This is a genomic window from Nostoc sp. JL33 (assembly GCF_017114985.1).
Lineage (GTDB): Bacteria > Cyanobacteriota > Cyanobacteriia > Cyanobacteriales > Nostocaceae > Nostoc.
In genome coordinates, this window is the sequence record NZ_JABXKP010000093.1 from 25056 (window position 1) to 50291 (window position 25236).

21 protein-coding genes are annotated in these 25236 nt (G+C 40.9%); 13 read left to right on the forward strand and 8 right to left on the reverse strand.

Annotated elements, in window-relative coordinates:
* The first annotated feature begins 98 nt into the window (after positions 1 to 98).
* A complete protein-coding gene (locus HWQ23_RS28280; protein WP_292836153.1) occupies positions 99 to 1343 on the forward strand; it encodes a glycosyltransferase in 1245 nt (414 codons plus the stop codon).
* 110 nt (positions 1344 to 1453) lie between these two features.
* Positions 1454 to 2767, forward strand: coding sequence for an NAD(P)H-dependent oxidoreductase (locus HWQ23_RS28285; protein ID WP_292836155.1), 1314 nt, complete (start codon positions 1454 to 1456; stop codon positions 2765 to 2767).
* On the opposite strand, the gene HWQ23_RS28290 is transcribed toward HWQ23_RS28285, so the two are convergent.
* Complete coding sequence (locus HWQ23_RS28290) at positions 2750 to 3196, reverse strand: hypothetical protein (RefSeq protein WP_292836157.1); 447 nt, start codon at positions 3194 to 3196, stop codon at positions 2750 to 2752. The genes HWQ23_RS28285 and HWQ23_RS28290 overlap by 18 nt on opposite strands.
* Before the next feature lie 31 nt (positions 3197 to 3227).
* On the opposite strand from HWQ23_RS28290, the gene HWQ23_RS28295 reads away from it, so the two are divergent.
* From HWQ23_RS28295 to HWQ23_RS28345, 11 genes are all read left to right on the forward strand, one after another.
* Complete coding sequence (locus tag HWQ23_RS28295) at positions 3228 to 4328, forward strand: glycosyltransferase (RefSeq protein ID WP_292836160.1); 1101 nt, start codon at positions 3228 to 3230, stop codon at positions 4326 to 4328.
* A gap of 125 nt (positions 4329 to 4453) precedes the next feature.
* The gene (locus HWQ23_RS28300; RefSeq protein ID WP_292836163.1) at positions 4454 to 6682 is read left to right on the forward strand and encodes a GumC family protein; all 2229 of its coding nucleotides are present in this window, start codon (positions 4454 to 4456) and stop codon (positions 6680 to 6682) included.
* A gap of 673 nt (positions 6683 to 7355) precedes the next feature.
* Complete coding sequence (hepC, locus tag HWQ23_RS28305) at positions 7356 to 8075, forward strand: heterocyst development glycosyltransferase HepC (RefSeq protein WP_292836166.1); 720 nt, start codon at positions 7356 to 7358, stop codon at positions 8073 to 8075.
* Positions 8076 to 8240: 165 nt separating this feature from the next.
* Positions 8241 to 10091: a heterocyst formation ABC transporter subunit HepA gene (gene hepA / locus HWQ23_RS28310; RefSeq protein ID WP_292836169.1), complete on the forward strand. Its 1851-nt coding sequence runs from the start codon at positions 8241 to 8243 to the stop codon at positions 10089 to 10091.
* A gap of 153 nt (positions 10092 to 10244) precedes the next feature.
* Positions 10245 to 11402 (forward strand): glycosyltransferase family 4 protein, encoded by a 1158-nt coding sequence (locus tag HWQ23_RS28315; RefSeq protein WP_292836172.1) that lies wholly within the window; start codon positions 10245 to 10247, stop codon positions 11400 to 11402.
* A gap of 63 nt (positions 11403 to 11465) precedes the next feature.
* Positions 11466 to 12458, forward strand: coding sequence for a glycosyltransferase family 2 protein (locus HWQ23_RS28320; protein ID WP_292836175.1), 993 nt, complete (start codon positions 11466 to 11468; stop codon positions 12456 to 12458).
* A gap of 146 nt (positions 12459 to 12604) precedes the next feature.
* Positions 12605 to 13828 carry a glycosyltransferase family 4 protein gene (locus HWQ23_RS28325; protein WP_292836178.1) on the forward strand — a complete coding sequence of 408 codons (1224 nt, stop codon included), beginning with the start codon at positions 12605 to 12607 and terminating at the stop codon, positions 13826 to 13828.
* Positions 13746 to 14696 carry a glycosyltransferase family 2 protein gene (locus HWQ23_RS28330; protein ID WP_292836181.1) on the forward strand — a complete coding sequence of 317 codons (951 nt, stop codon included), beginning with the start codon at positions 13746 to 13748 and terminating at the stop codon, positions 14694 to 14696. The genes HWQ23_RS28325 and HWQ23_RS28330 overlap by 83 nt, the downstream gene beginning before the upstream one ends.
* 185 nt (positions 14697 to 14881) lie before the next feature.
* Positions 14882 to 16351, forward strand: a complete 1470-nt coding sequence (locus HWQ23_RS28335) for an O-antigen ligase domain-containing protein (protein WP_292836184.1) — start codon at positions 14882 to 14884, stop codon at positions 16349 to 16351.
* Between the two features lie 32 nt (positions 16352 to 16383).
* On the forward strand, positions 16384 to 17505 hold the full coding sequence (locus HWQ23_RS28340) for a glycosyltransferase family 4 protein (RefSeq protein ID WP_292836187.1): 1122 nt from the start codon (positions 16384 to 16386) through the stop codon (positions 17503 to 17505).
* Positions 17506 to 17633: 128 nt separating this feature from the next.
* Positions 17634 to 19283: a GMC oxidoreductase gene (locus HWQ23_RS28345; RefSeq protein ID WP_292836190.1), complete on the forward strand. Its 1650-nt coding sequence runs from the start codon at positions 17634 to 17636 to the stop codon at positions 19281 to 19283.
* Positions 19284 to 19470: 187 nt separating this feature from the next.
* On the opposite strand, the gene HWQ23_RS28350 is transcribed toward HWQ23_RS28345, so the two are convergent.
* From HWQ23_RS28350 to HWQ23_RS28380, 7 genes are all read right to left on the reverse strand, one after another.
* Positions 19471 to 20481 carry an SDR family oxidoreductase gene (locus tag HWQ23_RS28350; RefSeq protein WP_292836193.1) on the reverse strand — a complete coding sequence of 337 codons (1011 nt, stop codon included), beginning with the start codon at positions 20479 to 20481 and terminating at the stop codon, positions 19471 to 19473.
* A gap of 70 nt (positions 20482 to 20551) precedes the next feature.
* A complete protein-coding gene (locus tag HWQ23_RS28355; RefSeq protein ID WP_292836195.1) occupies positions 20552 to 20773 on the reverse strand; it encodes a thiolase family protein in 222 nt (73 codons plus the stop codon).
* A gap of 900 nt (positions 20774 to 21673) precedes the next feature.
* The gene (locus HWQ23_RS28360; protein ID WP_292836198.1) at positions 21674 to 21814 is read right to left on the reverse strand and encodes a hypothetical protein; all 141 of its coding nucleotides are present in this window, start codon (positions 21812 to 21814) and stop codon (positions 21674 to 21676) included.
* A 125-nt stretch (positions 21815 to 21939) separates the two neighbouring features.
* Positions 21940 to 22302: a hypothetical protein gene (locus HWQ23_RS28365; protein ID WP_292836202.1), complete on the reverse strand. Its 363-nt coding sequence runs from the start codon at positions 22300 to 22302 to the stop codon at positions 21940 to 21942.
* 190 nt (positions 22303 to 22492) lie between these two features.
* A complete protein-coding gene (locus HWQ23_RS28370) occupies positions 22493 to 22669 on the reverse strand; it encodes a hypothetical protein (protein ID WP_292836204.1) in 177 nt (58 codons plus the stop codon).
* A gap of 48 nt (positions 22670 to 22717) precedes the next feature.
* Positions 22718 to 22927 carry a hypothetical protein gene (locus HWQ23_RS28375; RefSeq protein ID WP_292836206.1) on the reverse strand — a complete coding sequence of 70 codons (210 nt, stop codon included), beginning with the start codon at positions 22925 to 22927 and terminating at the stop codon, positions 22718 to 22720.
* Positions 22928 to 23218: 291 nt separating this feature from the next.
* Complete coding sequence (locus HWQ23_RS28380; protein ID WP_292836209.1) at positions 23219 to 25000, reverse strand: KAP family NTPase; 1782 nt, start codon at positions 24998 to 25000, stop codon at positions 23219 to 23221.
* Positions 25001 to 25236 lie beyond the last annotated feature (236 nt).

Below are 25236 nucleotides of genomic sequence, written 5' to 3' on the forward strand. Positions count from 1 at the left end.
CTTTCTCTGCGCGATGCCAGTTGCTAGAACGCTCTTAACCCGCGCAACACACTGGCTCCTCTATGTGAGAGTAAAATAATTAATTTAGGTAGGAAAAAATGCTAAATAGTATTCTATCTCGTGTCGGTAATACTATCTCTTTTGTCTCCAACAAAGTCCAAGCTCGGATCAATTACGCTAAGACCTTACAGGTCGTTTCCCTAAAGCCTAAACAGCCTTCCAAAGGAAATGTACTTCTTTCTTATCGGATTGAGCCATTCCTATTAAAACCAGGTCAACCAATGCCTAACGACCATACTTGGTACTGGGAAGTTTGGCAAATAGCCCAAACTTTTTTAAACTTAGGCTATAACGTTGATGTTATACAGTTCCACAATGATAAATTCCTTCCGCAAAAAGACTACGCATTTTTCATTGATATCCGTCATCGAATGGAAGCGCTTGCACCAAAACTCAATAAAGATTGCATCAAGGTTTTCCACGTTGACATTGCTAATATGGTGTTTCGCAATGCAGCAGAATGTAACAGGCTTCTAGAACTACAACAGCGCAAAGGTATAACCTTAAAGCCACAGCGATTTGAAGTTCCTAACTTGGGAATTGAATATGCCAATTGTGCGATTGTGTTGGGTAACGATTTCACAACTGATACATTCAAGTATGCCAACAAACCAATGTATCGTATCCCAATTTCTTCACCTATCGTTTATCCTTATCCTGATAAGAAAGATTTTGAAGCGGTCAGAAAGCGTTTTCTCTGGTTTGGTGGTAGTGCTTTAGTTCTTAAAGGATTAGATTTAGTTTTAGATGCTTTTGCCCAAATGCCGGAATACCATTTAACAGTTTGTGGCCCGGTAAGTAATGACAAAGAATTTGAGCAAGCTTTCTACAAAGAACTCTACGAAACACCTAATATTCACACTTATGGTTGGATTGATGTTAGTAGCCCTGAGTTTATAGAGATTACAAATAACTGTCTAGGGCTTGTTTATCCTTCCGTTTCTGAAGGACAGTCAGGAGCCGTAATTAGTTGCTTGCAAGCCGGATTAATTCCGATTTTAAGCTATGAATCTGGTGTGGATGTTCACGATTTTGGTGTGATTTTCGATAATCTTTCCCTTGAAGAAATTAAGGCGAAAGTTAGAAGTATTTCCAATTTGCCTGTTGAAGACCTAAAGCTGATGTCTCTTAAAGGATGGGAATACGCAAGAGCAAATCATACCAAAGAAAAATTTGCTCAAGCCTACAAAAATGCTGTGGAGCAAATTATCGAAAATCATAGCCAGAAAAAACAGACTGCTTCTATACCATCTAGCAAACAGCTAGTTAGTAGCGATCGCTAATCCCAATTCCCGATGAAAATGTACTTAATATTTAGCTGTAACAAATTATTAAGTGCAAAATTATAGAGAATTTGTATCACAATAAACAGTTCCAAAAAGGAGTTTAGTTCATGATTATTATCGATCGCGCCTTACAAGCCCGTGCAGCAGCAGGCAATCCCATCAAAGTGGGAATGATTGGTGCTGGTTTTATGGGTCGAGGAATTGCCAACCAAATTGTCAATTCAGTGCCAGGAATGGAGTTAGTTGCTATCTCCAATCGCAAGATTGAGGCAGCCAAGCAAGCTTATTCGGAAGCAGGAATTGAGAATATTCAAGTTGTTGCAACTGTTAGCGAATTAGAAGATGCGATCGCTAGCGGTGAGTATGCAGTCACAGAAGACGCTAAGTTACTGTGTCAGGCTGAGGGTATTGACGCCCTAATCGAAGTCACAGGTGCAGTGGAATTTGGCGCTGTGATCGTCATGGAAGCGATCGCCCATTGCAAACATGTGATCATGATGAATGCCGAACTCGACGGCACCATTGGCCCCATCTTGAAAGTGTATGCCGACAAAGCAGGCGTCATTCTCAGCGCTTGTGATGGCGATCAGCCAGGGGTACAAATGAACCTTTACCGCTTTGTGAAAAGCATTGGTTTAACTCCCTTATTGTGCGGTAACATTAAAGGACTCCAAGACCCCTATCGCAATCCCACCACCCAGGAAGGATTTGCTAAACGTTGGGGTCAAAAGCCCCACATGGTGGCTAGCTTCGCAGACGGAACCAAAATTTCCTTCGAGCAAGCGATCGTTGCCAATGCCACAGGCATGAAAGTCGCCAAACGCGGAATGTTGGGATATGACTTCAACGGTTATGTCGATGAAATGACCCAGTTATATGATGTTGAACAACTCAAGGAACTGGGCGGCATTGTCGATTATGTAGTTGGAGCAAAACCTGGCCCAGGCGTATATGTATTTGCCACTCACGACGACCCCAAGCAACAGCACTATCTCAACTTATACAAATTAGGCGAAGGCCCACTTTACAGCTTCTATACTCCTTATCACCTCTGTCATTTTGAAGTTCCCCTGTCCGTAGCGCGTGCTGTCCTGTTCGGTGATGCCGTTATGTCTCCACTAGCAGGCCCGCTAGTTGATGTTGTCACCACAGCCAAAATTGACCTGAAAGCAGGAGAAACCTTAGATGGCATCGGCTACTACATGACCTACGGACAGTGTGAAAATTCCGATATCGTCCAACAGGAAAATCTTCTACCAATTGGTTTAGCCGAAGGGTGTCGCCTCAAACGAGATATTACTAAGGATCAAGTCCTCACATACGAGGATGTAGAATTACCTGAAGGCAGACTCTGCGACCAACTACGATCTGAGCAAAACAGTTATTTCGCCTCAGAAAAAATCTTAGTAGCAGTTGGGTAATATCGGTTCCAAAAACATTTGCAACAAATGAATTGGCTGTAGGGGCGTAGAGTCAGGGCGAATAGAATTCGCGGCTACACAAACGAACGCGAACAGCGTCTCGCAGAGAAGTCCGCCTGCGCGGACTAAGGAAAAACTGAGGGTTTGAAACCCACCTCCGTGGGTTTTGCCTGTGTAGACGCGGTTTCTAACCGCCGATTTAACTAAAGCAGGGCGAATAGAATTCGCGGCTACACAAACGAACGCGAACAGCGTCTCGCAGAGAAGTCCGCCTGCGCGGACTAAGGAAAAATTGAGGGTTTGAAACCCACGTTCGCGTAGCGTTGCGCAAGGAAAGGTGGGTTTTGCCTGTGTAGACGCGGTTTCTAACCGCCGATTTAACTGCGGGACACTAAAGTTGTTGATAGGAACTTGCTGGGGAGGATTCAAACAAACCCGATCGAAACTTTAGGTCAAATTCATGAAAATTGCTCTAGTCCATGATTATTTAACCCAGCGAGGTGGGGCAGAGCGTGTGTTTGAACTGCTTTGTAAGCGCTATCCTGAAGCAGATATTTTCACATCTCTGTATGATCCACAAAAAACTATTGATCTAGGCGATCGCATAGTCAATACAACTTTCTTGCAAAAGATTCCTGGTGCAGCAAAACATTTCAGGTCGATGGCTCCTTTATATTTTCCTGCCTTTCGTTCCTTGGATCTGCAAGACTACGATTTAATTATCAGCAGTAGCACCAGCTTCGCCAAAGCAGTGCGAAAAAACCCCAATGCCCGCCATATTTGTTTTTGCCATAATGTCACCCGTTTCTTATGGGATACAGCAACTTATTTAAGAGAGTACGGAGACTATAGATATTTTGCTCCTTTAATCGAACAAGTCTTTCAAGTAATGAGAAAGGTAGACCTGAAATATGCACAGGAACCTGACCTTTATATTGCTAATTCTAGTGTTGTTGCCCGCCGGATTGAAAATATTTATGGCAAAAAGGCAATGATGGTAAACTATCCAATTGATACTAGTAAATTTCTTTTTTCAGATATAAAAGATGAATATTATCTGGCCTCAGCCCGGATGATCAGTTATAAGCGACTTGATATAATAGTCGAAGCTTTTAATTGGCTGGGGTGGCGGTTATTAATATCAGGTGACGGGCCAGAACAAGCACGGTTAAAATCTAAAGCATTACAAAATATTGAGTTCTTGGGACACGTAAGTGATAGAACCCGCAAAGACTTGTTTTCCAAAGCCAAGTCTATTATTGTCGCAGCCCTAGAAGACTACGGATTAGTTCCAGTAGAGGCTAATGCTAGTGGCACACCAGTCATCGCCTATGGAGCAGGTGGAGTATTAGATACTCAAATTCCAGGTGAAACAGGAGTCTTTTTCAAAAGGCAAACACCCGAATCTTTACAAGTTGCATTACTAGAAGCCAACGGCATTTCTTGGGATTACGATCGCATCCGTAATCATGCAGTAGCAAACTTTTCAGAGAATGCATTCTTTGGTAAAGTTGAGCAAATTATTAACCAGGCTTGTGGCGGCCATCAATTATTCATTTGATTTCTGAATCTCTTGCCATTATAAGATTACCTATTTATTTTCTCTCCTCTTGGCGGTTTGTTAAAAAAAATAGGTATTTTTCGGAGAATCTCTTAGCGTAAATCTCGAAGACAAGGATAATAAAAGTGGTTCAAACTAGTCTAAATCCTCAGATAACTCCAGCTTCTGAAAGTGAAGTAGGTTACGGACAATTGTTTGCCGTATTTGTGAGGAGATTTCCTTGGTTCTTAGCAGTATTAATTACTTCTATTGCTCTTGCAGGCTTGGTAACTTTTAAGACCAAACCTACTTATAAAAGTTCGATGCAACTGCTAGTAGAGCCTAACTATCAAGGTAAGACAGAAGGTGCTGGGTTAGACAACCAGTTTACTGACTCTAATGTAGTCATAGATACTGCTACCCAGCTTAACTTGATGCAGAGTTCGGGGCTTATCCAAAAAGCAGTTAATAAACTTCAGTCTGATTATCCAGATATAAGTTCAACTGAAATTAAAGCTTCTTTGGTCTTAACTCAATTAAGGAGCAAAGAAGATAATGTCGCTACTAAAATCTTTCAAGTTGAATACACTGCTGGAGATCCAGAAAAGACACAAAAAGTTTTGGGTGCAATTCGACAAGTTTATGTGGAATATAACAAACAACAACAGAATTCGCGTTTACAAAAAGGTCTGCAAATTATTAGGGAACAGTTAAGTAAAGCCAGTGAAGAAGTAAACGCATCTGAGACAAATTTACAAAGGTTCCGCAGAAATCAGAACTTAATTGATCCAGAGTCACAGGCCAAGGCGATTGAGACAGCTTTGAACACTATTGCCCAAGAACGACAGACAACTCGTTCTCAGTATGGGGAAGCTTTGGCACGTCAAAAATCTTTGGAAGAACAACTTAATCGTTCTCCCCAAAATGCTCTAGTTGCTTCTCGTCTGAGTCAGTCTACTCGCTATCAAGGCTTACTGAACGAGATCCAAAAAAGCGAACTAGCACTAGCACAGGAACGCTTACGCTTTACAGATCAGACTCCGAGTGTGCAAAAGCTCAAAGAACAGCTTCTGAGCCAGAAGGAATTATTGCAACAAGAAGTAGGAAGAACTTTAGGCGAAAAGTCTGCTGGTGGATTCACTTCTGGAGATTCTCTTCTCGAAAAAGGACAGCTCGGCCAAATTGATCTCAGCCTTGCTGGTCAGCTAGTAGAAACGCAGACCACTATTGTTGCTTTAACTGCTCGTGATCAAACTTTAGCCCAAAAAGAAAAGGAGCTGCGTTTGGAAATTAAACGCTTCCCGCCTCTGTTGGCTTATTACAATCGGATGCTACCGCAATTACAATTTAGTCGTGAAAGGTTAGAGCAACTTTTAAGAGCAGAACAGCAATTACGGCAAGAACTTTCCAAGGGTGGATTTAATTGGGAAGTTGTAGAAGAACCCCAAAAAGGCGCACAATTAGGCCCCAATCTCCAGCAGAACTTGCTGTTAGGTGCTGTCGTTGGATTCATGTTAGGAGGTATTGCTGCCTTTATTCGGGAATCGGCTGATGATGCAGTTCACACCACTGCTGAGTTAGAGAAGCAAATGGCCATGCCGTTGTTGGGAACAACTCCCAAATTACCGCCAGCTAAACCCAGAGAATCAATGATCAAGTTGCCTTTTGGTAAGCCAGAAGTTCTCGCCCCTTGGACAATTCAGGTATTGCAATCTCCACCGCGTTGGGAATCGCTGGATCTGATTTACAAAAACATTGAGCTTTTAAATACTGTTACTAACTTGAAATCTTTGATGATCACCTCAGCTTTACCCGATGAGGGTAAATCAGCTTTGGCGTTGGGTTTGGCAATGAGTGCTGCCCGTTTACACAAAAGGGTGTTATTGATTGATGCCAACTTACGTGATCCCAGTCTGCACCAACAACTGAATCTTCCTAATGAACAGGGGCTTTCAACTCTACTGGCGAGTGATGCAACTCTACCCAACCAAATTAGTCTTCAATACTCAGGTTCCGCCTACATCGATATTTTGACTGCTGGCCCCAAACCTGCTGATCCAGCTAATCTATTGAGTTCTCCTCGGATGATGCAATTAATGGCAGCATTTGAGGAAAACTATGATTTGGTACTCATAGATGCTCCCCCAGTTCTCGGCTTGGTGGATGCCATGCTTACCGCATCATCTTGTCGTAGCGTGATCATGGTGGCAAGCATTGGTATTGTGACGCGAAGTCAGCTGACTCAAGCGACAGCTATGCTCAGTAAGTTAAACCTAATTGGGGTTGTAGCTAACGGGGTATCAAATAGCAGTAGTAATTACGTACCCAATATCAAACAACAGCAGTTAGCTCTACGTCAAGCTGTGGAAAAGTAGTTAGTACCGCTATATGAAAGATCCCCGACTTCTCTAAGAAGTCGGGGATCTTTCTCGTTTCTAGCCTCTGGCTGGAAATGCTGTTCATTGCGGTGCCGCGAGTCAGGGAGGCGGAGCCTCAAAATAGACATTCCCAGTCGGAGACTGGGAACGAGGTAATGATATTGCGATCAGGAAAAATTCAGTATATTTATGCTATCTTTATGACATTTCAGAGAAATCACTGGCTCTTTAAAGAGTAAATAAAGAATTTATTTGAGCGATCGCTATTTCTACATAGTCTTATATTCTAGAGATTAAAGCACCTTCAAAAGGGCTAGAAGACAACAGGGGACTGGTTTTGTTAAATATATCGATACAATAAACACCTCAGTACAATTAAACGTCGATATAGATTCATGGGTAATTTACCTCTACACTTTTCTACTGTCAGTAGTTACCGGAAAATACTGATTGCTCATGAATATTGATAGTAACGTTGATTTGTACACCTCTACACCAGCAGAATTCTGCACGATGTGTGCTTGGCTGAGTGGCAAATAGCAATAACATATTTTTGCCCTCAATTATCTCCAACTTTTTGGACTGACAACAAGATTCGGATTTGGGTCTTTGGCATTGATAGCCTTTGATAACGCCTCAGCAATTCACTTTTGTATAATCCCAAATACATATGACAACTTCAATAATTCCAAGTGTAGAGAATTTATATGATGTAACCCAGCAACACCAAAATAATCGTGGGTACTGCACACTGTATTGGCGACGGGGTAAGCTGTTGGTGAAGCCGCTTGGACGAGTTAAACAACCATATCTGCCTTCATTAGATAGTAAGCGATCGCTAGTCGAATGCTTACAACATTCTCCTGTAAGTTTGGTAAGTATAGATCCAAAACTGGGTGAGGCTTTACTCAGGTTTTGGGCAGATGCATGTGAAGAAGCTCAAAAACCAATATTCTTAAGCATACCTGCTGGCAATAAACAACCTTGGAGACAATTGCAGCGATTAATTGATTGGATTGCTGCTTTAGTGTTGCTGCTATTAGTAAGTCCAGTCATGTTGGGATTGATTGTATTAATGCAGGTTTACTCGCCAGGTTCACTTTTTTGTCGTGAGTGGCGTGTTGGAGAACGCGGTAAACTCTTTCGGGCGGTGAGCTTTTGCACAACTACAAAACACAATATCACACCACTAGGGCGTTGGATGCGTAAATACGGTCTTGATAATTTGCCGCAGTTATTGAATGTGCTGCGGGGTGACATGAGTTTGACCGGATCTTGTTGTTGGACTTTAGAAGATGCAGTACAGCTAAATAAACTACCAGAAATTACGGCTTCATGGGAAGTAGAGGCGCAGTCTCACCGGTTACATCTGGATAGCCAGACACTTTGAGAATCCAAAATTCCAAATTCTGACTCCTAACTCCTGAATTCTTATACCAATTCTTTGTGAAACTGCACAAAATCAGACTTAGTGAGACAAGGGGCTTAAGCTCCTTGTTCTATGCAACCTCACAAGTAATCGGTATTACATGCCAAATTATTGTTAGAAAAATCAATGCATTTAAAACTTCCTCAACCACTCGGCAATCTGCTCAAAGCTAGCAGCTTTTGGCAGGACAACTATTTGATATTGCGAGAATTTAAACACTTTCGGAAAATTGCCATTTTAGCTCTGATATTCTCGATTTTGGCGGCAACATTTGAAGGTGTGAGTATTGGCTTTTTACTTTCATTTTTGCAAAGTTTAACTAGTCCCAATGCTCAACCAGTCCACACAGGAATAGGCTGGTTTGATATTTGGATTTTGGGAGCTAAAACATCGGCAATTAATCGTCTATACCGCGTATCTCTATTAATTTTATTGAGTACTTGGTTACGTGCAACCTTTAACTACTTTTCTCAAGTCTATACTGAATTATCTCAACTACATCTTGCCGATCGCTTACGAAAGCAAATTTTTGAACAGTTACAATCTTTATCGTTAAGTTACTTTGCCAAAACTCGTTCTGGTGAACTAATTAACACAATTACCACAGAAATCGAAAGAATCAGACAGGGTTTCAGTGGCGCAGCCTTTTTAGTAACTAGAGGACTCACAACCTTTGTCTACTTAATATCAATGTTTTTGATATCATGGCAACTAACGCTGATTTCAGCATTACTATTTACACTTTTAGGTGTGGGGTTGTCAAATCTGAACGCTAGAGTCAGAGAATCAAGTTTTGGCATGACAGCTGCTAATGCTAATTTTACATCAACAGCCATAGAATTTATTAATGGCATTCGGACTGTTCACACCTGTGGTACCCAAGAATTTGAGCGTCAGCGTTACTACAAAGCTAGCGACAAGGTAATAAGTACTACAACAAAAGTTGTGTTCACTTGGACACTTGTTAAGCCAATTGCCGAAGGGGTAGCAACTACGGTATTGATCGGAATGATTATTTTGGCGTTCACTAGCCTTGTTACTAATGGAACACTACAAGTTGCTTCTTTGCTAACCTTTTTCTTTGTGCTATTTCGCTTCATACCATTTGTTCAAGATATTAACGGTACGAGAGCATATCTCAGCACTTTACATGGTTCAGCAGACAACATTAAAAATTTGTTGACAAGTGATGAAAAATATTACTTTCAAAATGGCAATGTTGAGTTTAAAGGTTTAAAAAGGTCAATAGATTTAGTCTCTGTAGATTTTGGCTATGATGAAGAAAATCTAGTGCTTCATAATATTACCCTGACTATTGAAAAGGGAAAAATGACGGCATTAGTCGGAGCATCTGGTGCTGGTAAAACAACCATTGCTGATTTAATTCCCCGATTTTATAATGCTACAGATGGATATCTTTTCATGGATGAAATTGATGTACGGCAGTTTGAAATTAACTCCCTACGTCGCAAAATAGCTGTTGTTAGCCAGGATACTTTTATCTTCAATACTAATGTTTGGCAGAATATTTCTTACGGTACGCCAGAAGCGACTAATGAAGAAATTCAAGAAGCTGCTAAACTAGCGAATGCACTGGAATTTATTTTGGAAATGCCCGAAGGTTTTGATACCCAATTAGGAGATCGGGGTGTCAGGTTATCTGGAGGACAAAGGCAGCGAATTGCTATTGCGCGTGCTTTACTGCGGAACCCAGAAATTTTGATTTTGGATGAAGCAACTAGCGCCTTAGATTCTGTATCTGAGCGCTTAATTCAAGATTCATTAGAAAAGCTATCTGTTGGAAAAACAGTAATTGCGATCGCTCACCGTCTTTCTACTATTTCTAAAGCAGATAAAGTTGTGGTATTAGAACAGGGAAGGATAGTAGAACAAGGTAACTATAAAGAATTACTTGACCTCAAAGGTAAGCTTTGGAAATATCATCAGATGCAGTATGAAGTCAGGCAATCAGATTAGAAACAATATCCAAAATCTCGTTAAAAATAAATCAATTTCCAAAAATATTTGCAACAGATGGATCGGCTACAGGGGCATAAATTTGTACGCCTTTACCTATGTATCTATATCATGTATTTGGTGAAATGGTATCGCTGAACAAGAACGGAAAACATGTACCAAAAAATATTTGATCAAGACCTGATTTACCAATGCTCCAATTTCGAGGTAGGTGAAGGCGGAGGTGTTGAAACTTATTTAGCTTCTCTGTTTGAACATCAACCACCTAATGTTAGCGATCGCGTGATAAAATCGCTCAAGAATGTTGATCAAAGTCAGTTCAAATTGCTGCACATTCACAGCCCAGATTTACTATTGCAACTTACAGGCGAGTGTCCTACTGTCTTTAGCGTTCATAATCACTCATTTTACTGTCCTAGTGGCACAAAATATTTAGCAGAGCAGAAGACAGTCTGCGATCGCAACTTCTCTTACTTAGGATGTACCTGGGGTAAATTAGTAGATAAATGTGGTAGCCGTAGACCATTAAGAAGTCTTAAAGAACTTCAAACTACTCATCAGTTTTTAGATGTCTTAAAAAAGGGGAAAATTACTTTTGTTGCTAATAGCGAATACGTGCGACAAGAGTTGATTAAAAACGGTGTATCGCCTGAGCAAACTGTAACGCTACACTGTGGTATCTCGGTACCAAAAACAGCAATTTCACCCCTAAGTTTAGAAGTCCACCAAAATCATAGAATTTTGTTTGCGGGACGGATTGTTTCTGATAAAGGTTTAGAATGGTTACTCAAAACCTTAATACATACAGACCCGCAAATTCAACTTGATATTGCAGGTGAAGGCTGGGAACGATCCCGCTTAGAAAAGTTAGCAAATACCCTGAGATTGAGTAACCGGATCACTTGGCATGGTTGGTGCGATCGCGATAAATTAAATAAACTTTATCAACAGTGTTTTGCAGTAATCTTTCCCAGTGTTTGGCCTGAACCTGCCGGTCTTGTAACTCTGGAAGCCTATGCTCGTTATCGGCCTGTAATTGGTAGTGCAGTCGGAGGGATTCCAGAACATTTACGAGATGGAGAAACAGGTATTCTTGTTCCAGGTAATAATATCAAAAAGCTAGCTGATGCGATTAATGAGTTGTATTTAGATCATCAAAAAAGCCGATACATGGGTGAACAAGGTCATGCTTTATTGATGAAGGAATTTACAATGAATACTCATGTAAATAATCTCCAAAGAATTTATGCAAAAGCAATAGCCGAATTTCCTTCTATTAAAAAATTATATAGCATCCCTCAACCTAAATAAGCTTAGTTCCATCAAAACATCAAATGCTGCATCTTTTACCTATGAAATATAAAGGGAAAAAATATGTTATTACATCAAGAATACCAACAACCTTTAGTTAGCGTTATTATCCCCACCTATAATCGACCAGAGTATCTCAAGCAAGCGATCGCTAGTGCTATCAAACAAACTTATCAAAATATTGAAATTATTGTTTCTGATAATTGTAGTTCTGAAAGTCCCCAAGCACTTGTCGCATCTTTTGGCGATTTACGCATCAGATTTTGGCGACATCAGCAAAATGTGGGTATGATTGCTAATCAGCAGCATGGCTTCAAGATGGCACGAGGTAAATATGTTGCTAGTCTCCATGATGATGATATGTGGAATGAAGACTTTTTAGCAAAGCTTGTACCACCACTAGAAGCAAATTCTGAGTTAATTATCGCTTTTTGTGACCAATATATTATAGATGCTAATGGCATAATTAATCATGTTGGAACTGAAGAAAATACACGCGGTTATAAGCGAGATAAACTAGCACAAGGAATTCATCAACCTTTCTATAAAATTGGGTTAATAGATAAAAGTATACCCACTGCTGCATCTTGTGTGATTCGCAATAATTCTGTGGATTGGGATAGTATTCCCCCAGAAGTTGGCGGCATGTGGGATTTATATTTAACTTACCTCTGCTGTATATCTGGTTATGGTGCTTACTACTATCCAGAAAGGCTGACGCGATATCGTGCCCATGAGCAAACTGATACTATGCTCAGTGGTAGTCGAGATGTGCAGGCAAAAATCCGCAAAGCTAAAAGCGAAATGTTTTGTTATCAAGTCTTTATGGAAGACGCTCGTCTACAGGAGTTTAGGACGTACTTTGAACAGAAATGGTTAGAAGCTAATACAACTTTGGGAATTGGTTTGCTACGAAGTGAACAGATAGCAGCAGCGCGTCCTTATTTTTGGCAGGTGCTGAGGAAACAAAAATTTAATGCGCGAACTATAACGGCATTAAGTCTTAGTTTTGCTCCGCGATTTTTAGCAAGTAAGTTAATTAAAATATCGAAATAGTATAAGAGTATTGTCTGAGTTTTGAAAGGTATTTTTTTTGACGAACCGCAGAGACGCAGAGGACACAGAGAGAAGAAAAATAAGAATATCTTTAATTCTTTTTTTTACGCCTTTGCTTGAGTTTATATTACTAAGAAAGTTGGTGTATGAAACTTTGTATTGTTACTCATAAAATCAAAAAAGGTGATGGTCAGGGACGGGTAAACTATGAGGTTGCTAATGAAGCAATTCGTCGTGGTCATCACTTGACATTATTGGCTAGTGAAGTCGCATCAGAATTAGAAAATAATAGCCAAGTTAATTGGGTTTCAATTCCAGTCAAAGGCTATCCTACAGAATTTGTTCGTAATTTTATATTTGCCCAAAAAAGTGCAGATTGGTTGCGTAAACATCGCTCTGGTATTGATTTAGTTAAAATCAATGGAGCAATTAATATGGCTGCGGCTGATGTGAATGCTGTACATTTTGTCCACAGTTCATGGTTGCGATCGCCTGTTCATATTTCCCGCAACCGCCGAGATTTGTATGGTTTCTATCAATGGCTGTTTACGGCTTTTAATGCCCGTTGGGAAAAACAGGCTTTCCAAAAAGCGCAGGTTGTTGTAGCTGTATCCGAAAAGGTAGCCCAGGAATTAGTCAACATTGGTGTGCCGCGTTCTCGTATTCGCGTAATTGTCAATGGCGTAGACCTAGAAGAGTTTGCCCCTGGACTAAGCGTAGGCGTAGCCCACCTTCGCGATCGCCAAAAATTAGGTTTACCGGAAAACGTTACCCTAGCACTGTTCGCTGGAGACATCCGCACACCCAGAAAGAACTTAGATACAGTACTGCACGCCTTAGCGAAAGTTCCCAATTTACATCTGGCGGTGGTGGGTCATATCGAAGGTAGCCCCTTCCCAGAATTAGCCGCCTCTTTGGGGTTAAGTGAACGCGTGCATTTTGTCGGATATCGCCGTGATATCCCCGAAATTATGCGGTCAGTAGATTTATTTATTTTTCCTTCCCGATATGAAGCTTGTAGCCTCGTATTGTTAGAAGCACTTTCTTCAGGACTGCCAGTAATTACTGCCGCAGCTACCGGAGGTGCAGAGTTAGTGACACCAGAATGCGGCATCGTCTTACCCGATTCAGATGACGTTGATGCTTTAGCTGTGGCGTTGATGTCCTTGGTCAGTGTAGATGCGCTAATGCAACAGATGGGTCAAGCAGCTCGTTCTGTGGCAGAACAACATAGCTGGACTAGTATGGCACAAACTTATGTGGATCTATTCGAGGAGTTAAGCAAGAATGCGGAACACTGTTCTGATACCGACTTATCGCCGTCCACAAGACCTCTCACGCTGCCTTTTGGCGCTACAGGCGCAAATTAAACCAGTTGATCAGGTGATAGTGGTTGTCCGCGATACAGATGCAGAAACTTGGCAATTTCTTGCTCAATACAAAGCGCACAACTTGCCACTGCATACCGTGAAAGTGACACAACCGGGGGTAGTAGCAGCCCTTAACGCCGGACTAGCAGCAGTGGAGGGCGATATTGTTTCCATTACTGATGATGACGCCGCACCCCACCCGGATTGGTTAGAGCGCATCGCTGCTTACTTTACCTGTGATAGTCGCCTCGGCGGTCTTGGCGGGCGTGATTGGATATACCACGGCAGCAAATTAGAAGACGAATCCCGCCCAATAGTAGGACAGTTGCAGTGGTTTGGGCGAGTGATTGGCAACCATCATTTGGGAGTGGGAGAACCCCGCGAAGTTGATATTCTCAAGGGCGTAAACATGAGTTTTCGTACCCAAGCGTTGGCGAACCCAGTCGAAGGCATCGGACAACTGCGCTTTGATGAACGGATGCGCGGTACAGGAGCGCAAGTACATTTTGAAATGGCATTTACTCTGACATTAAAACGGGCTGGTTGGAAGATAATTTATGATCCTAACGTTGCTGTAGATCACTATCCGGCACAACGTTTTGATGAAGATCAGCGAAACAACTTTAATGAAATTGCCTTTATTAATTTAGTCCATAATGAAACTTTAATTTTACTAGAGCATCTGTCATTTGTACGCCGGATTGTATTTTTATTCTGGGCAGTATTTGTGGGTACGTGCGATAGTTTGGGTTTAGTACAATGGCTGAGATTTTTACCTAGCCAAGGGCAGTTGGCGGGGAAAAAATTGCTTGCATCCTGGAGAGGGCGTTGGCAGGGATATAAAGAATTCGTAATTCATAATTCATAATTCATAATGAATTCAATTTCTTCTTAGCTGTAGTCGTCTGTCAAGGTGAAATTAATGGGTAATAAAAGTTCGTAGTAAGGACTTTAGTCCTTATTTTTTAAGCACTAAAGTCCTTACTGCAAACCTGAAAAATTAGCTTAGACATTGTACTAGTTAGCATTGGTAAATCCAAAATCTAAAATTGAATGAATTCTAAGCAGATACTTTTCAATAGTTTTTTACAAGAAAGCTATTCTCCTGAGGAGCGATCGCTACAGGGATGGATGGCGATCGCAGGCTTTATATTACTGACTGTAGCTTGCTATTTTGCTGGTGCTACTGCCGCATTGCGCCTAATTTACCCGGTGACAGCTTTAGTAGTAGCCGTGTTTTTATACTTGCGGCATCCCATTCTCTATATCAGCTTTACCTGGTGGATCTGGTTTCTCACACCCTTAGCTACTCGCTTAGTTGACTATCGGGTAGGTTGGGACCCTAGCCGTCAAATGCTCATAGCACCCTACTTAGTGGTGTTTGTAACCATAGCAACTTTCTTGCGACACTTTCCCCGCGCCTCTCGCCAAGGGGGTTTACCGTTTGTTTTGGCTTTTATCGGAGTGTTCTATGGCTTTCTAATCGGTCTGATTTACAATCCACCAATTCCTGTAGCACGGGGATTGATGGATTGGCTCAGTCCGATCATCTTCGCTTTTCACTTATTTATAAACTGGCGAGATTATCCCAGCTATCGCCAGAACTTTCAGCGAACATTTCTCTGGTGTGTGTTGATTTTAGGAACTTATGGTGTATATCAATTCGTGGTGGCTCCTGAGTGGGATCGGTACTGGCTCATCCAATCAAAACTATTCATGAGTTCTGGAAACCCCGTACCTTTCGGAATGCGCGTCTGGAGTACATTGCACTCAGTCGGCCCCTTTGGTTCCGTTATGCAAGCTGGTTTGCTGTTGTTATTTACCAGTTCGGGAAATTTAATCTTTCCTGCTTCAGCTGTTGGTTACTTGTCCTTCCTGTTGACGCAAGCACGTACTAATTGGGGAGGCTGGTTATTTGGAATAATTATGATTATGGGTTCAGTCAAAGCGCGGATTCAAATGCGCTTAATTATCATAATCATAGTGATGGCAATTTGTGTTGTGCCATTGACAACTATCGAGCCAATTGCTGGGGTTTTAGCAACCCGTATGGAAACTTTTTCTAATCTTGAAGAAGATAACAGCTTTAAAGATAGATCGGGAAGTTACGACAAAAACCTTGGTTTAGCCCTTTCTAATGGTCTAGGTAACGGCTTAGGAAATATTTGGAAGGTCAATGAAAAAACTGGTCAAATTGAAGTCGTGGTGATTGATAGTGGCATTTTAGATATGTTTTTCACCCTTGGTTGGTTTGGAGCCATCTTTTATATGGGTGGATTAATCTTGTTGATTATTAGTGTTAGCAGCTATGGTGAAGGTCGTTTCGATAGTTTTATTAGTGCTGCCCGCGCCATTGGTATCAGTTCTTCTGCACAGCTAGTTATTGGTAGCGGCATGTTGAGCGTGGCAGGGATGATTCTTTGGGGATTTTTAGCTATGGCTATGGCAGGACATAAGTACTATAGCAATCCTCAGATTACCTACAAGATCCCCGACTTCTCTAAGAAGTCGGAGTTTCGATAAATCTTACAACTTAAATAGGATTGTTATAGATTATGAAAGTAATTATTGTAATGCCATTAGCCGAGCAACGAGGCGGCGGTGAAATGATGCTTTGGGATTTGGTGCAACAGGGACGTAATGCCGGTGTTGAATGGCTGGTGATATTTTTAGAAGACGGCCCGATGGTAGAACAAGTAAAGTCCCTCGGTATTGATACGCGAGTTGTGAAAAGTGGACGTTTACGCCAAATTCACCGTTTTATTGGCGCTGTTTTTCGGATAGCTGCGATCGCCCGCCGTGAACGTGCAGATATAATTGTCAATTGGATGTGGATCACGCATATATCTGGAGGTTTGGCGGCGATGCTGGCAGGATTACCTGCTGTGTGGTATCAGCTAGAAGTACCTAGTGACAAAACTTGGTTGGTGCGAATCGCAACTTTAATCCCAGCCCAGGCAATTATCACCCTTTCGCAAGATGGCAAGCAAGCACAAGCAGAAATTTGGCCTCACAGACCAACACCTTTAGTTTATCCTGGTGTCGCATTAGACCGATTTGAGCCGAATGCTTTACCAACTCCAGAAGAAGCACGGCGGAAACTGGGCTTACCTTTACACGGGCCATTGATTGGAATTGTTGGGCGATTGCAACGATGGAAGGGAATGCATGTATTGGTGCAAGCAATGCCCAAAATTTTACAAAAGTATCCTGATGCTCATTGTGTAGTGGTTGGCGGTAAACACGATTTAGAACCAGATTATCAGGACTTCTTAAAAACCGAAATCGCCGCTTTAGGCTTGAAAGAGCAAGTAATTATGGCTGGGCTACAGCGTAATATCCCGGAGTGGGTGCAGGCGATGGATGTATTCGTTCATGCATCGGATAAAGAGCCGTTTGGGATTGTAATTATTGAGGCGATGGCGCTGGGTAAACCTGTGATTGCTGGTGATGCAGGCGGCCCGACAGAGATTATTACTGATGGCATGAATGGATTATTAACACCTTATGGTGATGCAGAGAAATTAGCGATCGCAATTCTCCGCTATCTTGACGAGCAAGAATTTGCCCGAAGTGCGGGAATAGCTGCCAGGCAACGCGCCCTCGATTTCTCAACGCACAATTATGCCCAAAATTTTATTAATGCAATTCGTTCTGCGATGCCGAGTGTTTCATAGGCTAATGAAACAGTAAACTTCTTGCAAAAGTCAATTTCATAAAAATAAAACCACAGATTTACATCAATTAATTATCTATGTGCATCTGTGGTTAAAAATAATAAATCAGATTGAAAGGAATTAAATTAATGTTGATTGATAGTCAGAAATTGCCAATAGATGAAGTTATCAATACCGAAGTTTGTATAGTTGGTGCTGGCCCAGCAGGAATTACACTTGCGCGAGAACTAATTGGGCAAGACTTTCGAGTTTGCTTACTCGAAAGTGGTGACTTGGAATTTAATCAAGAGACTGCATCTCTTGGTAAAGGTGAAACGGTTGGAGATCCTTTTCCACCACTGCAAGATATGCGTCATCGTCAATTTGGTGGACTGGCTAATGTCTGGAATATTGAAATCAATAAAAATCAACTTGGTCTGAGACATGTGCCGTTAGACGAAATAGATTTTGAAAAACGAGATTGGGTGCCATACAGTGGCTGGCCTTTTAGTAAATCTCACCTGAATCCATTTTATGAACGTGCTCAAGCAGTCTGTAAACTCGGTTCTTTTGCTTATGAAGCTGAGGCTTGGGAAACTGCTCAATCTCCTCGGACACACTTCACAAGTGACCGAGTTACTACCAGTATGTTTCAGTTTGGCCCAGGCGATATTTTCACCAATGAATATCGCCACCAAATTAATCAATCTCCTAATATCACGATATTCCTCAACGCCAACGTGGTAGAAGTTGAGGCAGACGAAGCAGCGCAGACGGTGAAACGTGTGCAAGTAGCTTGTTTATCTGGTAATAAATTTTCAGTTGTTGCAAAAGTATTTATATTAGCCGCAGGTGGTATCGAAAACGCACGTTTATTGTTGCTATCAAACCGAATTAAAAAAAATCAATTAGGCAATCAACATGATTTAGTGGGTAGGTTCTTTATGGATCATCCTTTTATCCGTTGTGGTATGCTTATTCCGCAAAATCGCAAAATCTTCAATTCGATGGCTTTGTATGACTTACGCCGCGTGAATAATGTCACAGTTATGGGAAAATTCGCCCTAACCGAAAAAGTTATGCGCCGCGATAAATTACTAAATATGACCGCGTTGTTATATCCCAGAGATGAAAGGTTTAGATCGCCAGCAAATGCTTCTGCAAAAATTTTGTTATCTTCAGTTAGACAAGGGCAGTTACCCAAGAATGTTTTTCAACATTTACAAAATGTAATTACGAATATTGATGATTTAGTAGCTGATTGGTATAAATATAATGTCAAAAAAGAATATTTGTTCCCTGATTTGAGTCATGGAGGATGGTCTGATCATGAAGGTAATGAACAGAAATATACAAAGTTTGAAGTTCTCAGCCAAACTGAACAAACTCCAAATCCAGATAATCGGGTGACACTCAGTAATCAGCTAGATAAGCTTGGTTGTCCTCAAGCAAAATTAACTAATCATTGGAGCGAAATCGATATTTGCAGTGTGAAGCGATCGCAGTTAGTATTTGCACAAGAGTTTGCTAGTGCAGGGCTGGGCCAGTTGCAGATTGAATTGGATGGAGATCGTCCAGTCGCTTCGCTGAGTACCCATCACAATATGGGAACAACGCGTATGCATCATGACCCAAAACAAGGAGTAGTAGATGCAAATTGTCAAGTTCACGGCATCTCTAATTTATTCATCGCAGGTAGCTCTGTTTTCCCTACAGGAGGCTATGCTAATCCTACGCTCACCATTGTTGCCTTGGCAATTCGACTCGCAGACCATGTGAAAGCTGAATTGTGTCACTAAGTACAACTTTGCATAAAATAGTCACGGTTTTAAACGTAGCGATCGCCTGAATCAATAGTTATCTATTTTTCTGCCCTAAACTATTAGTAACCATCTCAAAACCTCATCACTACGTTGCCAAAAAGTATGCAATGATTTCTCTCAACCCCTTGTAAAAACTCGACTGCAAATTTTCGGATAGTTCTATTTATCCTTCCTTTTTCAATACTTGAGCTGCTAGCAACGCTAATGCTGCTGTACCAGCGATCGCACCCCACTGGAGAAGCGGATTTTTTTCTAGCCAGTCGGAAACACTAGGTATAACTAAGTGACCATAATCACCGTTAACTCTGTCGTCTTCAGCAACAGGTTGATAAAAATTATTTGATGCATCTTCAGATTTCGGCTCGGAACTATGCTGGAAATTGAAGCCGACCAGGAGTAACAGTGAATCTACTAATGGCGGTGAGATACGCTGTACCAAATCTAATATTTTAGCTACATCCCCAACCAAGAAGTCACGAGTTGGATGTTCGGCTACATAGAGGATAGCATCAGCTACAAGTTTAGGTTCGTAGTAAGGTGGTATCCCGGAAGGCTTTACGCCTAATTTCGTCAGCCCATTATTCCAGAAGGGAGTGTTGATAACTGCTGGCTTCACACTTGTGACACTGATAGGCCATTTTTCATGTTGCAACTCAACGCGCATCGCTTCGATAAAGCCCTCGACTCCATGCTTGGCTGCCGAGTAAGCACTTTGGTAGGGGAGCGATCGCCTACCTTCCATTGAAGACACATGGATCAATGCCCCCCGTCCTTCACGCTTCAGATGGGGTAGAGCCGCCATTGCACCATACACCTGTCCCATGAGATCGACATCAATGACATGCTTAAACTCTTCTGGTGTTGTATTGTCGAAAGTGGCAAAGATGCCGATAGCCGGGACATGTACCCATGTATCTAGTCGCCCGTAGACTTCCACAGTTTTATCTGCGATCGCTTTAACTTGGTCAAATACTTCCACATCAGCTACGCAATAAGTTGCCTCGCCGCCAAAGCTGCGAATCTCCTCGACTAAAGACTTTAGCTTCGACTCACCGCGAGCCGAGACTACCACTTTTGCCCCGCGTCTAGCAAACTCAAGAGCTGTAATCCGTCCGATGCCACTGGAGGCTCCAACAACGGAAACAACCTGCTGATTGATTGGCTTTAATTGCATAAGTGTTACTCCTTAAAAGAAAATAGAGATTCGAGATTAAAAACATATTTGCGGGATGATTTAGCAACTTTCAAAATTCCCCCCCTGCTTGCCCCGGTAATGACTGTCCATGTCCGGCGCTAAGTACATTACCAAAAATATACAAGTCTAAAGCTTCTCCTGATACTCCCGCTCGTTCTAAGGCTGCACGCATGGCGATCGCACCTAAGTCTACTGGAGACAAATCTGCTAAGATACCTCCCAACCTACCAAGCGGTGTGCGTACTGCTGAGACAATATAAGCTTCTTCCATACTTCTCATTACTTTAGGAAATTCAAAATTGGAAATAATGAAACAACTTTGAATTTTAAATCAATTACTATTTCTAACTTCTCTACAAAATTGCTTTTGCTCGAATGATTTATTTTGCAAAAATAAACATATTAAAAATCTTAATATTAATTTACATTAATTTTCAGAGCAATAAATCATTCTTTAGAGGTAAATGAAGTTTGGTATAAAAATATAACTATTAATATCACGACTTACGCAAAAAGGCAGTGAGAGCCTTAATTTACCGTAGGGGCAATTCATGAATTGCCCCTACAGCGTTTACTTTTGCGTAAGAGGTTGTTTGAAAAGTATTGGGCGAATAGAATTCGCTACTACACAAACGAACGCGAACAGCGTCTCGCAGAGAAGTCCACCTCCGTGGAAAGCATGAAAAATCAAGGTTTTTAACCCACGGAGGTGGGTTTTGTCTCGTGTAGCCAAGCCAGTGCGTTGGGCGGGCAATGCCCGACTTGTTCGCGCAGCGTCTCCCCTTGGGAGAAGCACCTGGCGCGCGACTTCTAGTCGCCTGGCTAGTAATAAATTAGACTTGTTCATTCATCCTCTAAGTCCTAAATATAAATAGACAGCGTAAACACCATTCAATAGGAGTAAATATAATAAATTTTTCAATACTTTGGAGCCGTTTTTCAGACCGTTTAAGGAAGCCTAAAGGATACTTTTCAATCAGGGCTATTTCATTCTCATCTAGTCGGCCTCAGAATGAATTCACCTCTCTTATAACGAAAGCCATCTAAAGATGACTGACAAAAGGTTCTAGTCCGTTAAAACGGACTTTAGCTATTAGCCTAGAACTTTAGTTCTAGGCGGTTTATGTATAGAATGAAATAGCCCTACTTTTCAATAACTGGGAATCTACAATTAATCTCCCGCCTTCAGCCAATCGGCACTTGTTGGCGGTAGGTCGCGGATGATATCTACACAGTTATTGATATACCCGTTGATGTATTTATCAATAGTGAGCCAGCGATCGTCTTGGTTAGGATATCCCCAGTCAGACAATTTTGGATTTTAGATTTTAGATTTTAGATTGACCCCAGCAATCAAGTGACTTGCTCTGTCATTTAATTTTAGATTTTGGATTTTAGATTTCTTCTCGCGTTTAAATTCGGGGGCTTGAGACCTTTTTAAATTTTGGATTTTGAATCTTCTCTTCTTAGGCTTCGCCAACAATCCAAAATCCAAAATTTAAAATCTAAAATTCGGTCAATCAAGTAAATATCTAAGCCCAAGTTGAGTAAATTGGCAAGAAGCGATCGCCCCTCCTGTAAATCTACAATGTAGGGACGGTTAACTAACGCATAAACAATTACGATCGGAATATTAAACAAGTTTTCCGCCTGTGATTGGAAGTGGTACAGTACTACCTTGTCTTCCCGATAGACCTCTTGCTTAGGTGTCACCCCAATCTCAATCTCTTGTTTACGTAGGCGGTTGAAGGTATCTATGCCATTAACTAGCTTTTCGATTAGCTCGATAGACTCGTGCATCGTTTTTTGATAACATTTTGGATAAGAAAAAGGAAAGTTCAAGCCTTAGAAAAATATGGCAGTGCTTTTACCCAAATAAGGGTTTTTGATAAACCAAAAGCACTACCATACATTTTGCTGAGGATCATATTATATCTGAAATTTTTCCATGTCATCAAAAAACAAAAATGTCCTGCTTCAATAAATAGGATTAGAACCGAATAAGTCCATAATAAGCACTTGCAGCAGCTATAAGTATTGTTATTACTCCCAAAGCTATGCTAAGTAGAAATTGCTCAGAGGTCTTTTTATTGAGAGCTTCTTTACTTCCACCTTCAAGTGTCGTGCGTTCAGTATTGTTAGAATTGGTTACGTTGTCACTTTTCATGGTTCTTATCTTGTTTGATTATTTATTATTACAATTTCGCCTTTAATCCTAAAAATTACATCTAGCTTTAGGATTAAGGAAAAAGGTAGAAATAAGTACTAATACACTACCCCAAGTACTTGCTGCCAGTGTCTCTCTTACGGCTTTGCTTGTATTGGCATCTTGATCACCGATGCGATCGCCGAAGGCGGGGCGTAGCTCATCGCTTATCTGCGCCTCACCTACGCGATCGCCCTCCTCTACATCTTTAGCAATCACAGAAACTTTTTCCAGAGGAAAGTTTGCAGCTTTTAATTCATTAACTGCCTGCTCTTTACAACGTCATACGATTCCATGACTGCAATGTGGGAACTAAAGTATATTCCCTGATATTAGAAAGTGCTGAAAATATCTAAATCTTTCGTGGATTATAGAATATTTATTGTTAAATAGCTAGCAGTAGTATTTTTATCGCCCAGAAGTAAATTTCTTTTTAAGTCACTTTTGGGACTATCTATATATAGTATTGTGCCCAAATGAGAAAGGCTATAAATAAATCCACATTTTAGATTATGTGCACTTTGTATCACTTTTTACCTGCGTTCTCATAGCCATTTTTTCCAGTTCTTTCAGGTGTTGTGCATTCACTAGCCATTCCTCTTCTAAGGTAATTTTATCTGCACCATATTGACTTTTTTGCTCTTTTAGTGTTGCAATCTCATGATCAACTATTGCTAATGCTTTACCTTGAGTAATTGCTTTTTTTAGCAGATCAAACCGTGATGTTTCGTCAACCTGACGCAACAGCCGTAATATAAAACGACTGATGATAACTTCATCTCTAAAATCAAGAATGCCATTAGATTCATCATCTTGACACAATGAGAGTTGCTCGCTTACATCAAACAAAGCTTCCACAACTGAGGGAATATAATTTACAGGAATTTCCTGTTCAGTGGAATTTTCTAACTCTTCTATAAATACCCTAACTTGTGTTGTACCCCCTGGAAGTTTTTGTTTAGCAAGTTCTATCAAATGGTTTCTAAATTTTTCTGTATCTCCAACCAAACCAAGGATAATTTTTCTCTGGATATGAGATAATTCACCTGCTGATAACGACAGACGAAAGTAAATAGGAAATATTTCTAAACTACACACACGTAGTTGTTCGCGCCATTCAAACTCTTGTTTTTCATCTAAAGAAGTATTAGCCAAAATGGATTTTAACTTCGGAAAAAGTTGCATAAGCAGATTTTTAACGGGCTGCTTGTCTTCATCTGCCAGTTGAGCAATCCAGGTATTCAGAAGAATGTTAAGTTCGTCTATTGAAGGGTCTACCTCTCCGACAAAAATATGAGGATTTTGATGAATTACGCTATATATCTTTGGACTAAAGACTCGCAAACACTCAATAGCAATGTAATCAACTGGGTTTACTTCATCTTTTACTGCTGGATACGTCACTGTTAAAGTGTTAATAAAACGAACAATATCGCGGATGTTAGTAATAAAGTGATCTATTCCTTGAAAGTAAATATCACCCCAGCGAGTTTGGTTAATTTGTTGTTTTGGAGTTTCAGCAAATATATTTTCTAGCTTCGCAAAAAGCAGTCTGCGAAGTGAGGCTTTATCAGGAAGAGGTAACTCAAAACTCGCTTGAATAGTTTTTTCTAAGTATACTTCTCCTGATATCTCTTTGGTATCAGCAATTGTTTTCCCGACAATTTCTTTATCAAAAACTAGAAGATAGACAACGTTAGTAAAATTCCGCATTGCTTTGAATATACGAAATAGTTGCTTGATATCTTCAGCAGCCAACCGATCAATATCGTCAATTGTTACGACTATTCGCCGTTGCTGCTGTACTAACGTGTCTTCTACTTCTTCTTTTAATTCGGCAGCGTCCTTGTTCTTCTCGTCCAATAATGCTGCTAATGCCTTGCCAGTTTGAGCATAAGGTAGAGGAATGTCTGAAATAATCGCGGCAAAATCAGCTAGTCTCTCCTTCAAACCTTTCGGCACGGATGACTCTCGGCTTAAAACGTTTTGTAATTGCTCAAAAAAGCGCCTTGTGATATTTTCGTGTCCAGAGAATAACCAGGGATTAAAAGGAACGATGATTGGTTTCTCTTCCTCTGGCTTTTGCTGAAGATAGTGAACTACAAAATTTAATAATGTAGATTTGCCAGAGTTCCAAGAACCGTAAACTGCAATAACGAAACCTTCAGGAAAGGTCATTTTGCAAATACTGTCCGCTAGATACTTGGCAAAATTCGCATGTCCTAGTAAATCTTTTTCTGGATCAACTAAGGAGCTATCTGCCGATATATCGTTAATTTCCGTCTGTGCCATAATAAATTTTATTACTCATACTGCGATCGCCTGCGGGGGGGCATAGCCCATCGTGGCACATTCAGTAGGATGAGCAATCATACCTTACGATAGAAATTTTCAGTGAAATAATTTTCTCAAGGCTTATGCAATTGGTTCCAAATTAATTATTAGGACGATCGCATTGACAAGAAATACCAAATATGAATCAAGGTTAAAAACCATATCTTTCGTAAGGGCACAGCATTGCTGTGCCC

What these genes read in the sequence shown, in the direction of transcription:
- HWQ23_RS28280 (WP_292836153.1), top strand. Translation starts at nt 99, where the DNA reads ATGCTAAATAGTATTCTATCTCGTGTCGGTAATACTATCTCTTTTGTC.
- HWQ23_RS28285 (WP_292836155.1), top strand. Translation starts at nt 1,454, where the DNA reads ATGATTATTATCGATCGCGCCTTACAAGCCCGTGCAGCAGCAGGCAAT.
- HWQ23_RS28295 (WP_292836160.1), top strand. Translation starts at nt 3,228, where the DNA reads ATGAAAATTGCTCTAGTCCATGATTATTTAACCCAGCGAGGTGGGGCA.
- hepC (WP_292836166.1), top strand. Translation starts at nt 7,356, where the DNA reads ATGACAACTTCAATAATTCCAAGTGTAGAGAATTTATATGATGTAACC.
- hepA (WP_292836169.1), top strand. Translation starts at nt 8,241, where the DNA reads ATGCATTTAAAACTTCCTCAACCACTCGGCAATCTGCTCAAAGCTAGC.
- HWQ23_RS28315 (WP_292836172.1), top strand. Translation starts at nt 10,245, where the DNA reads ATGTACCAAAAAATATTTGATCAAGACCTGATTTACCAATGCTCCAAT.
- HWQ23_RS28320 (WP_292836175.1), top strand. Translation starts at nt 11,466, where the DNA reads ATGTTATTACATCAAGAATACCAACAACCTTTAGTTAGCGTTATTATC.
- HWQ23_RS28325 (WP_292836178.1), top strand. Translation starts at nt 12,605, where the DNA reads ATGAAACTTTGTATTGTTACTCATAAAATCAAAAAAGGTGATGGTCAG.
- HWQ23_RS28330 (WP_292836181.1), top strand. Translation starts at nt 13,746, where the DNA reads ATGCGGAACACTGTTCTGATACCGACTTATCGCCGTCCACAAGACCTC.
- HWQ23_RS28335 (WP_292836184.1), top strand. Translation starts at nt 14,882, where the DNA reads ATGAATTCTAAGCAGATACTTTTCAATAGTTTTTTACAAGAAAGCTAT.
- HWQ23_RS28340 (WP_292836187.1), top strand. Translation starts at nt 16,384, where the DNA reads ATGAAAGTAATTATTGTAATGCCATTAGCCGAGCAACGAGGCGGCGGT.
- HWQ23_RS28345 (WP_292836190.1), top strand. Translation starts at nt 17,634, where the DNA reads ATGTTGATTGATAGTCAGAAATTGCCAATAGATGAAGTTATCAATACC.
- HWQ23_RS28350 (WP_292836193.1), bottom strand. Translation starts at nt 20,481, where the DNA reads ATGCAATTAAAGCCAATCAATCAGCAGGTTGTTTCCGTTGTTGGAGCC.
- HWQ23_RS28355 (WP_292836195.1), bottom strand. Translation starts at nt 20,773, where the DNA reads ATGGAAGAAGCTTATATTGTCTCAGCAGTACGCACACCGCTTGGTAGG.
- HWQ23_RS28365 (WP_292836202.1), bottom strand. Translation starts at nt 22,302, where the DNA reads ATGCACGAGTCTATCGAGCTAATCGAAAAGCTAGTTAATGGCATAGAT.
- HWQ23_RS28370 (WP_292836204.1), bottom strand. Translation starts at nt 22,669, where the DNA reads ATGAAAAGTGACAACGTAACCAATTCTAACAATACTGAACGCACGACA.
- HWQ23_RS28380 (WP_292836209.1), bottom strand. Translation starts at nt 25,000, where the DNA reads ATGGCACAGACGGAAATTAACGATATATCGGCAGATAGCTCCTTAGTT.